We start from the raw sequence: 14,751 nt of genomic DNA, 5'->3' as shown, positions 1-14,751 counted from the left end.
AATCCCCTGTTTCAACTGAAAACTCTTCTCGAGGTGCTCGCGGTTGTTTTTTCTTCATTCCCCTTGCCGCCCTTTTTTCGAATTTCGGTTTGCGCCACGAATCATTTCTTCATCACTAGCGTATTGCGCAACGATTTCTGATGCTGGCAAATTTTCGGTCGGTGTTTTATTGTTGTTTTCAGCTGCATTGTATTTCACTTTTCGCTTCATTTCGTTTCCTCCTTGCGATGGTATGCAATCAATACGATTTCTTCTCCCGTTTCTTCCCGCAACGTTTTTTCGAGTTGCTGTAATTTTTTTAGCGATTGCTCGCGAAGGGTTGCTACTGGAAATGCATTGTTCGTCAAGTTTATCCCCCCAATCGTTTTTCTTATTTTCCGAAAAAATAGGCGGTTTATTCATCAATTTTTTTGCTCAAACTACCGTTGAGGTGATACAGATGAAAAAAGAGCAACACATAGAATCGCCGATTTTCGACGAAACACAGCCACACCAAATCCATGCGCCTTCATTTAAAGGAACAGGGATGCACATGCAACCACCATTTGTGAACAAACATGGTGTCGTCATTGGCGACAGCAAATACCATTCACCAAACTCCCCGCTCAATCAATGGAGCGAAAACACTGACCCAAGTGTGATGGCCGGGAAAGAATGGGTACATCCAACAAACGATATCGGGTGGAATACAGCAGAAAACCGCGAACTATTAGAAGCGAAAAAACGACCGCAAGCCGCGCCATTTATGCATCCGGACAAAGATGTAGGCTACGGGCAAGATTAACAAAGACACGCCATCCATCATATGTTGACGGAGAGAATCTTTTGGTTGTGGTGCCCGTAGTGAATAACGAATGGATTGAAGCAATAAAAGTAGTTGGAATTGGAATTATTGTCATTGGGTATATCATTTTATTTATTGGAGAATGGAGCGAATGGCAAGAAATAAAACGAACAGGGGGATTTTAACTATTTTCCCCCTGTAAATGAAATTCCTTTGATGAAATAGCGATTGAAGAAGATGTAAATGACAAGCACTGGTAATGTAAACACCATTGATGCCGCCATAATATAGTTCCAGTAGCTAATATATTGCCCTTTAAAACTGTTCAACCCAAGCGGTAATGTAAACAGTTCTGGATCGGAAAGAACGATCAGCGGTCGCATAAAATCATTCCATGACCCCATGAAAACAAAAATCGCTTGTGCTGCTAATGCGGGACGAGCAAGCGGTAATACAATTCGAAAAAATGTTCCAATTCGACTCAATCCATCCAAGGCAGCTGCCTCTTCTAATTCTTTTGGAAAATTAATGAAAAATTGACGCATCATAAAAATAAACGTTGCATTAATCATTGTCGGCACAATCATTCCTTGATAGGAGTTAAGCCAGCCGAGCTGTTTTAAAATTAAATAGTTTGGGATCATCGTCACTTGTGCTGGAATCATGAGCACAGCCAAGATAATAATAAATATCGATTTTTTCCCTGGAAACTGCAAGCGTGCAAGCGCATATCCAGCCATCGAATTAAACAATAAGTTAAGCAACGTTACCGTTACTGCGATAATGACACTATTGAACAACCAACGCGGAAACATTTGTTGTTCTATAAAAATTTGTTTATAGTTATCAAGCGTAAAATGCTTTGGAATAAACGAAATGGTGCCACTTACAATTTCTTCAAGCGTTTTAAAAGAAGAAGACAATGCCCATAAAAATGGAATCATCGTCACGATAGCATAAAGAACGAGAATAGTATACAAAAACGCCTTGCCAATGCCTAGTTTTTTCTTCATCGATCTTCATCTCCTTAATAAAGAGACTCTTCTTTCGAAAATCTCCGTTGCACTAATGTCGCGATTAAAATAATAATTGCTAATACAAAAGCTAATGCAGCTGCATATCCCATCGTTCCTAACGTTTTAAACGCATACTGATAAATGAGCAATACGACGGTTAATGTTGAATTGTTTGGACCCCCAGAACCAGCGGAAAAAATGTAGGACTGGTCAAATAGTTGGAACGTCCCAATCAATCCCATAATGACAACAAATGATGTAACTGGTCGTAAATAAGGAACCGTGACATACCAAAATTTTTGGATGGCACTTGCCCCATCCAATTCAGCGGCTTCATAAAGCGAATCAGGAATATCTTGTAATGCCGCTAAATAAATGACCATGAAAAATGGAGCGGTTGACCAAATATTCATCATCATAATCGCGTTCAATGCTACTTTTGGGTCACCGAGCCAATTATACGTTGGCAACCCAATAGCATGGAATAAATGGTTTATTAATCCATTTTGGTTATACATCCACATAAAAATCAATGTTAGTACCGCTGAAGACGTAAGCGTTGGCAAAAAGTAGACGATACGGAAAAATTTTTGTCCTTTCAATCCCGCATTTAGCGTCGCCGCTAACACAAGCGCGAGCATCGTCTGACAAGGAACGACGATGACGACGTATTTCACCGTATTCCATAAAGCAATTTTTGCTCGCAAATCCCCTGCCATTCGTTTGAAATTATCAAACCCAACAAATTCAAATGTAGACGTTCCAAGCAATTGCACTTTATGAAACGCTAAAAAAACGGCAAACACAATCGGACCAATAATAAACAAAAGCAGTACAAATAACGTCGGAGCCAACAGTAAATATCCAGTTCCTGCTTCGCGCCAAGCTTTTTTCTTCATCCTCATTCCTCTCCTCATAAGGGATTCCATTAAGCTTTTCCCCTCTTCCTAGCATCCTATTTACTATATACATGCAACTGAGGAGTTTCACTTATTTTTTCGACTGTCGGAGGTGAGCCAAAGTCCTGCCTCTGTCACGCGTTCGCGTGACAGAGAACCGAACAACGAGCCGCCTGAGGCTGACCAAAACGCATTCGCGTTTTGGGTCAGCCCCAGCGGTGTTGTTCGGTCTCCCGACAGTCGCAAAATGTTAACCCTCCAATGTTCATTTATATAGAAAGGAGGGAACCGCTTAATGCTAAAGCTGATAGAAGGAGAATTCTTCTATCAGCGCTGTCATTATTTATTCCCTTCAATTTCTTTGTTCGCTGTTTCTTGTGCTTCTTTCAATGCATCTGCTAGTGGACGCTGTCCTAAAAAGGCGCTGACAAATTGGTTGTTAAAGTTATTTGTAATAATTGGCAAGTTCGTCCCGTTTTGCCATACCGTTGCATAAGAAGCACCAGCAACAATCGGACCGCGCAACGGATCTTTATCAAATCCTAACTCAGCTGCTACCGATTTGCGCGTCGGTAACGCCAATCCTTTGCTCGTCCAAATCTTCATTCCCTCTTTTCCAGTTAAGAACGAGAGCAATTTCCAAGCAGCTTCCTTCTTCTGTGAATTTTTGTTCATCACATATGCAACAGTATATGCCATCGTTGCTTTTTTTCCATTGATTGTTGGGATTTCTGCTGTTCCGTATTCTAAATTCGGGAACGTATCTTTTAAGAACGGGATTGCCCAGTTCCCTTCAATGACCATGGCCGCTTTTCCTTGCCCGAACATTTCACCGCCCCAGTTTGCACCAACTTCGCTCGGCTGAGCAGCTGATTTATCTTTCAAATGCATATCAACGATCGGTTGAAGCGCTTCGACTACTTTCGGATCAGCAAAACTTGCTTTGTTATCTGTAACTACTTTCCCACCTTTTGATTCCGCAATGTAGTATAAGCGCGCTAATTCTGGCGCCACCCCGAAGCCATATACTTGTGTGCCTTTCGTTAGTTTTTTCGCTACTTCCCGTAATTCATCCCATGTTTTCGGTACTTCTACCCCTGCTTCTTGAAACATTTTTTTATTATAGAAAAGCGCGAGTGTCGAATAGTCTTTCGGGAATCCGTAAATTTTTCCATCTTCTCCTTTAAACGCATCAAGCAGTGGTTTTTCAAAATCATTGATATCAAAATCATCTGTAACATATTTGTCTAGCGGCTCAAGCGCTCCTGTTTTAATTAATGCCGGCGCTTCAAACGCATCGAGATAAAATACATCTGGTCCTTCCCCACCAACTAGCCGTGTTTTAATGACATCCATATATTGGTCAGAAATGACTTCATATTTTACTTTAATGTTCGGGTATTTGTTTTGAAACTCATCTAATGTTTGTTGCAATAGCTTTTGTTCTGTCGGATTTCCTCCCCAACCAGCAAGCGTCACTTCTACTTTTTCTTCTTTTTTCCCTCCTGTTTCTTTTTCTGTCGTTTTTTCACCTCCGCTGCTGCAACCTGCTAAAGCGCTTCCAAATAACATAGTCGACATACTAATAGCCAACCATTTTTTCATTTTGCTATCTCCCCTTTATATGGAATAATTTATATATAACAAGGAAGAGAAAATCTTCCTTGTTATTAAACAAGTTTTACCTCATAACCAGTTGTGTTTTGATCAATATGCACATGGATGTTGCCATTTTGACGTGTAATGGTAACCGATAATCGGCCATTTCCAATCATGATATTTTCTACTTTTAAGACATTCATCGGCTCAAGCAATGTTGGCGACAAACGAATTTCCTTTTTTAGGCTATTAGGGAACAACCCAAGTAACGATTGAACAAAAACAAGAGGAGTCCCTGCCGCCCACGCTTGAGGAGAGCAAGCAACTGGATATTTCACAGGCTTGCCGAATTGTTTGCTGTATCCGCAAAATAATTCTGGCAGACGGTCGTATTCAAAATGAGAAGCTGCTTCAATAAGACCCTCCATGACTATGTTGGCTTCTTCCTGTTTTCCTAATTTGCTCAATCCAAGCAAAATAATGCTATTATCGTGCGGCCAGACGCTACCGTCATGGTAACTCATTGGATTGTATCCTGCTTCCCCTTCTCCCATTGTACGAATCCCGTAACCAGAAAACATTTTTGGGGACAACAGCGTACGAATCGTCTTCTCCACTCGTTCTGAATCAAGCATTTCGGCAAACAGCACATGCCCTGGGTTAGACGTAATCGTCCCCACTTGCTGTTTGTTTCCATCTAATGCAATCGCATAAAATTGCACATCCTCCATCCAAAACTGTTTCTCAAATTTCACTCTTAACTCTTCCGCCTGCTGGCGAAGCTTTTCCGCTTGATCATGCTCATTGAGCTGTTCAAAAATATCCGCCAATCCCATTTTTGCTTGATACACATAGCCTTGCACTTCCACAAGGGCAATCGGAGACTCAGCATATTCACCGTTACGGTGAACGATGGAATCACCAGAATCTTTCCATCCTTGATTAGCAATCCCCTTCGCTGATTCTTGGTGATATTCAACAAATAAATCGCCATCGCGATCCCCGTATTGATCAATCCACATGAGTGCATCATCAATATTGTTTTTTAGTTGGCGAACAAGCTCGAAATCACCTGTCCATTTCACATACTCTGTCAACAGGACAAGAAACAACGGGGTGGCATCAATCGTCCCGTAATATGGCGTAAATGGGATTTGATTTGTAGTTGCTAATTCACCAAAACGTATTTCGTGCATCACTTTTCCAGGCTGTTCGTCTCGCCAAGGATCAAGTTTTGTTCCTTGATATTTCGCCATTGTAAGGAGTGTCCCTTTTGCGATTTCCGGTTGAAAAGGAAGCATTTGCAATGCCGCAATTAAACTATCTCGGCCAAATGGCACCCCAAACCATGGTAATCCTGCAACAGGAAATGGACCATACCCTAAATCTGTTAGCAATACTCGCAAATCGCCAATTCCACGGCTGACTAAGCGGACAAGTGGCTCGTAATCCGTTATCACTTTCGTAATGTCGTTCTCCCATTGACGATAAGATGATTTTAAGCGAGAAAGCGCTTCTGTCGGAGAAACAATATTTCTCGGATTTTCTTCACCAATTTTCGGCTCAATAATCAATGTCACAGCCTGTTCTTCCGCATGGTTCAACGTAAAATCAAAAATAATTTCCCCATGTTCCTCCACTGCTTTCTCTTTTCGATCCCACGTGATCATTGTTGCGCGCTTCTGTTGATCAGATCCTTCATAATGAAAAGTGAGTGAACGGCTTCCAACAGTTTGGCCAGTACGCTTGCCAATTTTCCCCGTTTGAAAGCCACGAACAATAAACATATCCGCAAAATCAACATCGACTTGTACACTTAGTTCAAATTGTATCGGCTTTGGATAGTAATTTTTCAAGTTAATTCTTTCATAAAGCACACCTTCGTATATAAAACGCTTTCTTTCGATTTCAACCGATTCCCGCCACAATAAAATTTCCCCGTCTTTTTCCATGTGAGGGTTTGTCAATAAAATCGTTGCAACATAATTTTCCCCCGCATCGGAAGATAATAGAACAGGCTCTTGTCCATTAATACGCAAATGTAACTTACTTAAAAAACGAGTATCTTTTGTATATAATCCTAGTCCATACGGATGGTTTTCTGGAATATCCCCTTTCTCATCTGTCAGCAAAAATAAATCGTTCTCTTTAATAACTCGGTACTCCATTCAAAGATGCCTCCTGTATATCCCAAAACGTCTCGGATGCCATTGATATAAAAACCAAAACGTTTCGGATTTTGTATAAAAAATAAATCGTTCCAAAACGTTTTGAATCCCGAAGGTAGAAAAACTACTATGTGTAGTTTTTCACGGTGGATTCACGTATTTGCAACTCTGTTTCAAGCACTCGCACACGCGACCGTTCCTTTCCTTCCAACATGTCAATCAATAGTTTAGCCGCTTCGTATCCCATTGCGAACTTATTTTGAGCAATTGTGGATAAAGGTGGATTAGTGTACGATGCTAAAATAATGTCATCATAACCGATGATCGCTAGTTCTTCTGGAATTCGTTTCCCTAACGCTTTTGCTGCCTTCATTACTCCAAGCGCCATTAAGTCGCTTGCACAAAAAAACGCCGTAATTTCTGGGTGTTTCGTTAATAACCTCAGTGCTTCTTCCTCAGCCCGCTCTTCTTTAAACGCACCATTAGCTATCAAATGTTCAGGAACAGGCAAGCCTGCTTCCAATAATCCTTCTTTAAACCCTTTCAAACGTTGTTCACTGACGAATGCAAACTCGTAGCCGTTCATCATTGCAATCTGTCGGTGACCGAGCGAAATGAGATGTTGTACTGCTTTTTTTGCCCCCAATACATTATCTGTTGTCACATATCCGACCGTTTCTGATTCAATTGGAATATCGATCAATACGCACGGAATATCGCTTTCCACTACTTCCTGCAAATAAGGGTCATCGACGCGAATTCCTTGTAAAATAGCGCCATCTACACGCCGTTCACGGCAAAGCTGTGTGTACGTCTTTTCTCGCTGTTTCGTTGAAGTGGTACTAAATAGTACCATATCGTAATCTACTTCACTGACATATTGATTCACGCCAGCAAGCACTTCAAACGTAAAGTTATCTTTCGTACTTTCTCTTGTCAACCCTGAAACAAGTAAGCCGATCGTTTTCGATTTATTCATTACAAGACTACGTGCTAACGTATTCGGACTATAATTTAACTGTTTGGCAATCTCAATAATTTTTTGCCTTGTCTTTTCGTTTACGTCCGAGTAACCGTTTAACGCTCGAGAAACAGTCGTAATGGAAACACCAGCTGCTTTGGCGATATCTTTAATCGTTGTCACTTCTCTTTCCTCCAAAACGTTTCGGATAACTCTTTGATTTGGATTTTAAAACAAGTTGAAACCGATTGCAACAAAAAAATTGTGACAAATTTCAAATCAGTGCATAGAGATACACAAAAAAAAGCATTTTTTAAGTTAATCAGTAAGAAAAACGCAAAGCTCCCGCCTATCCGTGAAGAGCGCACAAGCCCCATCGAAGAGGATCCGCCCAAGCAAAGCTTGGGCTTGCGTGGGATATGTCAAAGAAGCGAACTCAGTGTGTCGCCGCCGCAAGAAGGGGCGGAGCGCATCACACCGATGGCGCTTGGAGCTAGAAAGCTCTCTATCCAATCGCAAAACACGAGTGTTGATTACCCAATATTCCCCTAAAAAACAAAGAATCATATGGACGCACACGGGCTTTTCGCTTGGTCGCAAAATTTTATACTCCCTCTAGAAATGTTGATATATCAAGGTTTCTTGGCATCTTAGGGGTGCCAAAAAAATATTTTTCGACAAAACTCATTACATACTTTTTCATTTTTGTTGATATCTAACAATCCATGGTGCGCTTCGCGGTCACTGCTGGGTATTTTTTTCTGCAGTGGATGGATGTGTATGTGATGCACCTTGGATCTCTGCATAGCTGATGAGGACGAACCCTCCCATGTCTCTGGGCATCCTTGTGCCTACATTCCTTCGTTCGGTCTCTTCACCAGGCAGAGGCCGGCTAAGCTTTCTTAGGGACTCGAGGTCGAATGTATAAAATCGTGCCAGCTTCTCCGTGTCATCTGGTTGTTTAGACAGTTTTTCTTGTCAAAGGAGGCGGCTCTAGGCTGCCTGTGCTTGAGTGGAGGAGAAGATATCTTGCATCATTCGTTCCTCATCAAATGCTTGTTGTTTCACACAAACCGCGTATAGAATCTTCAATAGCTTGCCACATAACACCACAATGGATTGCTTCTTACGCAACGGATTGACGGGACGTGTCGTATAGTACTCGTGCAACGTTCGGAACGCCTTGTTATGGCGGATGAGTGGTATCATCACCCGAAAGAGAAGGGCGCGTAGCCGTCTTCGTCCTCGCTTCGAGATTCGTTTTTGCCCCTTGTGTTGTCCAGACGAGTGTTCTTTCAACGTCAAGCCCGCTAATTTGATCAATTGCCGCGGATCTTGGTACTGATGAAAACTCCCGATTTCCGACAACAGTTCAATGATCGTCGCCTCTCCTAGCCCCGGAATCGTTTGGAGCCATTCATATTCGACCGTCGTTTGTGCAAGGGCAGTTAACTCTTCCGTCAACGCTGCGATCTCTTGTTCCAATTGGCGATATCGGCGGACCAACGTGGCGATTTCGATACGGGCCATCTGTTGTCCTTCCGTGATGCCAATCGAATGGCGAGCCATCTCTAACAGCTTTTGCACTTTCGGTTTCTGTGGGCATTTTAGCGCCTCGCTTTGCCGATAACGCTCCATGAGCCCCTCTATCGTCTGACTTGCGATGTCCATCGGAAATGGCGTTTTTTCTAACACCACCAATGCCATTTTGCCAAACGACGGAAACACCTGCACAAACTCAGGGAAGTACCGATCCAGCCAACGAATCATTTGATTGTGGACGGCATTCCGTTCCTTGATTAATGACTCTCGAAACGTACTTCCTGCCCGCAATTCCGCCTCCACCTCATGGAGAATACGTGGATAGCTAAAACGTCCGTCTTTGACCAGTCTTGCGATGACTAGGGCGTCTTTGGCATCATGCTTCGTTGGCAAGTTGTCGTCGAGTTCTTTCGACCGTTTGACGTGCATCGGGTTAACCATCACCAACGGGATCCCTTTTTCCTCGAGGAAGTAGGCGAGGTTCAACCAGTAATGTCCGGTCGGTTCGATTCCGACGATCACTTCCGTTTTGCCAAACTCCCTCATCGCCTCTTGGATCAACGCATAGAACTGTTCAAATCCGAATCTCGACTGGAACACCGGAAACGACTTTTTCAGTACCCGACCTCGTGCGTCCACGATCGCTGCGTAATGTTTTTGCTTGGCAATATCCATTCCAATCACTAATGTTTGATCGGTGACTTGTTCAATTTTGCGATTTTGTGTACAATTCATAGTAAGTCCTCCTTGGTTGGATGATAGGTGTTTGTTGGTACCCCTGCATCATACCAAGAGGGCTTTTTTCTTTCAAGTCCCCCAAAACCTTTCTAACAGGAATGCTTTCTTACCTTACAAAAAAGTGGGCAACAGCCCACCTAAAATGAAGTTTTCAACTATTCGGTTCTCTGCCACACGAAAGCAAGTCTTTGCCTTGTTTCCGATCGTCGAAAAAAGAGCAATCCTGCTTTTTTATCAGTCATAAGTTATCCTTTTCCGCTGTCTTATTTCCTAATCTATTTCTATGGTCACATTTACATTCCTGTTCATTGTACATTATGCTTTTTGCTGGTAGTTATTTGCTGCTTTATCCATAAAGGAAACCGCACAGAAAAACTAATGAACAAGACAATAAAAACGAGAAGCGCCGATGCCTTTTGGGCAATTTCTTGAGCGTCAGCTACTAGTGCCTCTGATTGGACATACCACAAATGAACTGGCAATGTTCCTCCTTCTGATAATGGATGAGCATCCCACATCACTCCGGAGGTTGATGTTCCCCCTACTAATAGTATAATTGCCGATTCCCCAAATGCTCTACAAGCTACCAGGCTAATGCCAGTTAAAATTCCTTCGATAGCTGCGGGAAGGACTACTTTGAGAATCGTCTGTGCCTTGGTTGCTCCTAAAGCTAGTGATGCTTCTCTAACTTCTGTAGGAACAGCTGCTATCGCCTCCTCTGTTATACGAGTTAAAATCGGGAGGTTTAATAATGCTAACGTACTAGCAGCACCAATAATCGTAAATCCTATCTCAAAATGCTCAACAAATACTACATAACCAAATAGTCCGAATACAATAGATGGGACAGACGATAAACTTTCCACTGAAGCACGTACAAATTCTGTAAATTTATTGTTTGGCGCATATTCTGCTAAAAAAATGCCTGCACCGATACCGATTGGCAAAGAGATCAGTAACGATAACGCTAATATATAAAACGAATTAAATAAGAAAGGACCTATTCCACCGCCTGCATCAATTTCCTCCGGCAATCCAAAAAGAAAGTGCAGCGTCATTTTCGGAAGCCCCTTACTTAAAATGACATAAAGCAATGAAAAAATAAGAATAAATACAGTCAATGTGATTATCGTAGCAACCCAAAGCATGATTTTATCTACTTGAACCGCACCTGAAACACTTTTTTTATGAGTATGAAAAATAGATTTCATCATGACTATACTCCTTTAGGACGCAGTTTACGAATAATGACAATAAATACCATAGAAATGAGTAACAAGAGAAATGCCATCATATATAACGCATAATTCCAAGTGGAATCAAAATCAACGTTAAGAATTTGCATCACAATATTGCTTGTTAATACACTTGTAGGTGTGATTAAGTTAAGCCCAAATTGTGCTACGTTTCCAATTACCATAACAACTGCCATTGTTTCTCCAATTGCACGAGTCATTCCAAGAATTATACCCGTTAAAATTCCTGATTTAGCAGCAGGGAGTACAACTTTTGTAATCATCTGAAATGTGGTGCTTCCTAGAGCATAGCTTGCCTCGCGTAATTCTTTTGGAATTGCGCAAATGGCATCATCAGCGATTCGTGCAATGGTCGGTAAAATCATAATTGCTAATACAATAGCTGCCGCTAAAATCCCATCCCCAACTGGAGCCCCTGTCACTTTACGAATAAAAGGAATTAGAATGGTAGCACCTAAATAACCATATACAATAGAAGGGATTCCAACGAGCAAATCCAAAAGGGAACGCATTATATTTTTTACCTGTTTCGGAGCAATTTCCGCAATATAAACAGCAACAAATAAAGCGACAGGTGCTGCAATTGCTAATGTTACAAAAGTTAAATATAAGGTTCCAACGATAAATATAGCAGCGCCGTACTTTCCTTCTTCCGGTTTCCATTTAGTGGAGAAAAAAAATTCTTTAAAGGAAACTTCTTTAAATACAAGGAAGCCAGTTTTACTAATAAATAAAACAATACACAATAAAGTAACTCCTAAAAAGAGTGCACTAAATAAACACAGATACCGGAATAAATGATTGCTGGCATATTTCTTTTTCCAATACGTCATGGAGTTTATTGTTAGTTGTTTTTGCTGGTAGGACAAACTATTTAATAATTTTCCCATCATGTATATCCCCCTAAAAACACCAGCCTCTCATGACTTAAAGAGGCTGGTGAAAGTGTATGATATTATTGAACTGGAATGAATTTTAATTTTTTCAATGAACCATTTTGAAACTTTTTGCTTAGCATATAATCAATAAATGCTTTACTTGCGCCTTCCGCGTCTCCTTTTGTTAAAAGATAGCCGTAACCATAGAAAATGTATTTTCCGCTAGCAGCATTAGCTGTTGTAGCCTTTACCCCGTTAATATCGACCGCTTTAATCCCGCCTTTTACGTACGCTAAATCAACAAAACCAATAGCATTCGGATTAGATGTTACCGCATTTACCATTTCACCAGATTTTTGTACTTCTTTATAATTATCTCCAGATGTTTTGATACTTACACCGTTGAGGATTTTTGCTTCGAAATTCACGCGAGTACCTGAACCTTTAGCACGATTAACAACAACGATTTCTTCATCTTTTCCACCAATTTGCTTCCAGTTAGTAATTTTCCCAGCATAAATATCTTGAATTTGTTTTACCGACAAATTTTTTACAGGATTTTCTTTGTTAACAATAACAGCGAAAGGAATTTTCGCAATTTTGTACGCTTTTAATCCACTGTATGCTTTGAACCCACCCATTGCACGAGTAGCATCCCAGTCACAAGCACCAATTGTTGCCACACCTTTAGAGACGGATTGTGGACCTGCAATAGAAGAAGAACCAGAAACAACAATTGATACTTTAGGGTTCATTTTTTTGAACTCTTTTGCTGCTTGTTGTGTTAATGGCAAAAGCGCGGTAGAGCCAGCAATGACAATTTTTCCTGAAACTTGTGCTGCATCTGCTTGGTGATTTGCTGTAAAAGCAGAACCAATTAACAATGCAGAAGATAAAGCGACAGCGGTCATACTTTTGAATAACGTTTTTAGTTTCATCATATCTATACTCCTCCTAGTTTATTTTGTCACATCTACTAACTGGCCTTTTTCTAAAATAGCTACTTTTTCACCAGATTGTGTAGAAATTGTAACAGCTATTTGATTGTTGTATGGAGATACAGCTAAAGATTTAATTTCTTCTTTCGTACGAACAAGATTGTTTAAACTTTTTGTTTCTGGATGTAATGTTTGAACTGTATAAATACCATTTGCTTCAGTCACGATGTAAATAATGCCATTTGCTACTGTAACATCTAGGATGTTTTTATTGGATAATAATGTTTCCTCCTTATTACCTACAATCATTTTCAAGGAAGGTAAACTCTCTGATTCACTAGATGCGCTCAAATAAATAATCTGATTATTCGAAACAAAGTTGCAGTTGATTTTATTTTCTGCTGAATTCGTCAATTGTATTGGCTGTTTATTATCCGATGTTAGATCTACCATGAACAGTTGCGGATCAGCTCCCGCTGTGTCAATAGAATCCACATCTGTCTTTTGGTCATCTGTATAGTTTGTTTTTGCTTCCTTTGCGACTGTATATACTATTTTCGTTTCATCTGGAGAAAGATGCAGATCTGATTTGTATTTAATTTTGTCATCGACAATTTTTGTAATGGTTCCTGTATCAATAGACACCATAGAAATCGCTTCATTATTGCTTCCATGAATAAAATACAGTCGTTTGGAATCTTTAGACCAAGTCAACTCAACCTTGACATCGTCATCATTACTAATTTGCTTTGTTTGTCCATTTGCTAAATTCATCACGTACAATAAACCGTCTCCACTTACATATGCAATATATTGACCATCAGGAGAAACAACTGCATCATGTTGAGAAATAGAAGACACCACTTTTCTGGATTGAACATGAATAAGCTTTAAAGTGGAATCTTCCTCATTAGTAACTAATAATAAAGACGAATTAACCCACTGTGGATTTGTATTTGTTCCTTTTAAAAATCCTTTTGTTGCAATAAATGTACCTTCCGTATCGCCACCTAACCCTCTAACAAATGAATCAAGATCTGTATAAGCGATATTTTGGATAACAATAGTTGAAGATGGCATCTTAAGTTTTTTTCCGTTGATATTTATAATGTCACTAAAATTAGCTAAAATCACCTTTTTAGTTTCTTTATTCACTGTAATTGCGCTCGTTTTTTTATCAACTGAAACAGAAGCACCAAAGGCAGTAGCTAAATCTTTCACAGAGTACAATGTCTTTTTCCCAAAAGTCACCGTGTTAATTAATTTTGTTACTCCATCAAAATTTAATGCCGATTGAATCTTTTTTATTGATCCCGTCGTGGATAAAACCAATCCTCGTTGATCGACTAATAATTGACCATTGAGCGCTTGAACGATCGGTACAGGATCAACATATAATTTATTAGCAGCCCATTTAGTGGCAACCGATAGCTTCTTTTTCTCCCCATTAACAACCATTAATGTACTATTTTTCTTTAATTTAATTTCTACTTTTGGTGATTTTATCATTATGCTGTGTACATGTTGTTTTTGATTATACGCATATGTAGCTGCAAAATGATGCGCTAACTCTCGAGCATCCACCAGAATATGACCATGAACTGTAATCGTTTCAATTGTTGCTGCACGTCCATTCACATAAAGTGAATAAGACGTTGTATTCTTCATAGACTTCGCTGCAGCAAATACTTTCTCACTTTTTACTGTTTCGAAAATGGTCGGTGTGTTCATAAGGGTGGATGCTACTAGCGCACTCACAAGTATTTTTTTCGCTTTCTTCATGTCACTCCTCCTGAAAGATAAAAATAAAAATGATTTCATACCGCACAAATTCAATAGTTAGATTTCCACCCCTTTCATGGTTACCATAAAGGTGAACCCTATGATGTAAGTCATTATAACGAACGATTGTTAAAATAATAATAATATTTAGTTTGTTTTGTTAAATATTTGTATAAAAAGGGTAAAATGT

15 protein-coding genes are annotated in these 14,751 nt (G+C 40.2%); 3 read left to right on the top strand and 12 right to left on the bottom strand.

The window, feature by feature from the left end:
• Positions 1 to 54 precede the first annotated feature (54 nt).
• Positions 55 to 210 (bottom strand): hypothetical protein, encoded by a 156-nt coding sequence (locus GFC30_RS17170; RefSeq protein ID WP_169806995.1) that lies wholly within the window; start codon positions 208 to 210, stop codon positions 55 to 57.
• Positions 207 to 347: a hypothetical protein gene (locus GFC30_RS17165; protein WP_169806994.1), complete on the bottom strand. Its 141-nt coding sequence runs from the start codon at positions 345 to 347 to the stop codon at positions 207 to 209. The genes GFC30_RS17170 and GFC30_RS17165 overlap by 4 nt, the downstream gene beginning before the upstream one ends.
• Before the next feature lie 92 nt (positions 348 to 439).
• Here GFC30_RS17165 and GFC30_RS06145 point away from each other — a divergent pair, with 92 nt between their 5' ends.
• Positions 440 to 784: a DUF3905 domain-containing protein gene (locus GFC30_RS06145; protein ID WP_066323367.1), complete on the top strand. Its 345-nt coding sequence runs from the start codon at positions 440 to 442 to the stop codon at positions 782 to 784.
• 59 nt (positions 785 to 843) lie between these two features.
• Entirely contained in the window at positions 844 to 969 is a 126-nt protein-coding gene (locus tag GFC30_RS17580) for a hypothetical protein (protein ID WP_274520106.1), read from the top strand.
• Here the strand turns inward: GFC30_RS17580 and GFC30_RS06140 are convergent, their stop codons facing one another.
• The 5 genes from GFC30_RS06140 to GFC30_RS06120 all read right to left on the bottom strand — a co-directional run bounded on the left by GFC30_RS06140 (position 970) and on the right by GFC30_RS06120 (position 7,610).
• Positions 970 to 1,797, bottom strand: a complete 828-nt coding sequence (locus tag GFC30_RS06140) for a carbohydrate ABC transporter permease (RefSeq protein WP_066323366.1) — start codon at positions 1,795 to 1,797, stop codon at positions 970 to 972. It lies immediately after the preceding gene.
• 14 nt (positions 1,798 to 1,811) lie between these two features.
• The gene (locus GFC30_RS06135; RefSeq protein WP_148660366.1) at positions 1,812 to 2,699 is read right to left on the bottom strand and encodes a carbohydrate ABC transporter permease; all 888 of its coding nucleotides are present in this window, start codon (positions 2,697 to 2,699) and stop codon (positions 1,812 to 1,814) included.
• Positions 2,700 to 3,038: 339 nt separating this feature from the next.
• Positions 3,039 to 4,304 carry an ABC transporter substrate-binding protein gene (locus GFC30_RS06130; RefSeq protein WP_066323365.1) on the bottom strand — a complete coding sequence of 422 codons (1,266 nt, stop codon included), beginning with the start codon at positions 4,302 to 4,304 and terminating at the stop codon, positions 3,039 to 3,041.
• Between the two features lie 65 nt (positions 4,305 to 4,369).
• On the bottom strand, positions 4,370 to 6,466 hold the full coding sequence (locus tag GFC30_RS06125) for an amylo-alpha-1,6-glucosidase (protein ID WP_066323364.1): 2,097 nt from the start codon (positions 6,464 to 6,466) through the stop codon (positions 4,370 to 4,372).
• 127 nt (positions 6,467 to 6,593) lie between these two features.
• Positions 6,594 to 7,610: a LacI family DNA-binding transcriptional regulator gene (locus tag GFC30_RS06120; protein ID WP_066323363.1), complete on the bottom strand. Its 1,017-nt coding sequence runs from the start codon at positions 7,608 to 7,610 to the stop codon at positions 6,594 to 6,596.
• Between the two features lie 33 nt (positions 7,611 to 7,643).
• Between GFC30_RS06120 and GFC30_RS06115 the strand changes: the two genes are divergently transcribed.
• On the top strand, positions 7,644 to 7,979 hold the full coding sequence (locus tag GFC30_RS06115) for a hypothetical protein (protein WP_066323362.1): 336 nt from the start codon (positions 7,644 to 7,646) through the stop codon (positions 7,977 to 7,979).
• A 441-nt stretch (positions 7,980 to 8,420) separates the two neighbouring features.
• On the opposite strand, the gene GFC30_RS06110 is transcribed toward GFC30_RS06115, so the two are convergent.
• From GFC30_RS06110 to GFC30_RS06090, 5 genes are all read right to left on the bottom strand, one after another.
• Complete coding sequence (locus GFC30_RS06110) at positions 8,421 to 9,704, bottom strand: IS110 family RNA-guided transposase (protein ID WP_066322282.1); 1,284 nt, start codon at positions 9,702 to 9,704, stop codon at positions 8,421 to 8,423.
• Positions 9,705 to 10,012: 308 nt separating this feature from the next.
• On the bottom strand, positions 10,013 to 10,921 hold the full coding sequence (pstA, locus tag GFC30_RS06105) for a phosphate ABC transporter permease PstA (protein ID WP_066323361.1): 909 nt from the start codon (positions 10,919 to 10,921) through the stop codon (positions 10,013 to 10,015).
• 2 nt (positions 10,922 to 10,923) lie between these two features.
• Positions 10,924 to 11,853, bottom strand: coding sequence for a phosphate ABC transporter permease subunit PstC (gene pstC / locus GFC30_RS06100; RefSeq protein WP_066323360.1), 930 nt, complete (start codon positions 11,851 to 11,853; stop codon positions 10,924 to 10,926).
• A gap of 65 nt (positions 11,854 to 11,918) precedes the next feature.
• The gene (locus tag GFC30_RS06095; RefSeq protein WP_066327175.1) at positions 11,919 to 12,779 is read right to left on the bottom strand and encodes a phosphate ABC transporter substrate-binding protein; all 861 of its coding nucleotides are present in this window, start codon (positions 12,777 to 12,779) and stop codon (positions 11,919 to 11,921) included.
• Between the two features lie 21 nt (positions 12,780 to 12,800).
• Entirely contained in the window at positions 12,801 to 14,561 is a 1,761-nt protein-coding gene (locus GFC30_RS06090; protein WP_066323359.1) for a stalk domain-containing protein, read from the bottom strand.
• Positions 14,562 to 14,751: the final 190 nt, after the last annotated feature.

The sequence above is a fragment of the Anoxybacillus amylolyticus genome, assembly GCF_001634285.1.
Classification (GTDB): domain Bacteria; phylum Bacillota; class Bacilli; order Bacillales; family Anoxybacillaceae; genus Anoxybacteroides; species Anoxybacteroides amylolyticum.
The sequence above is the reverse complement of the archived record's forward strand: the minus strand, read 5'-3'. Positions and strand labels throughout refer to the sequence as shown.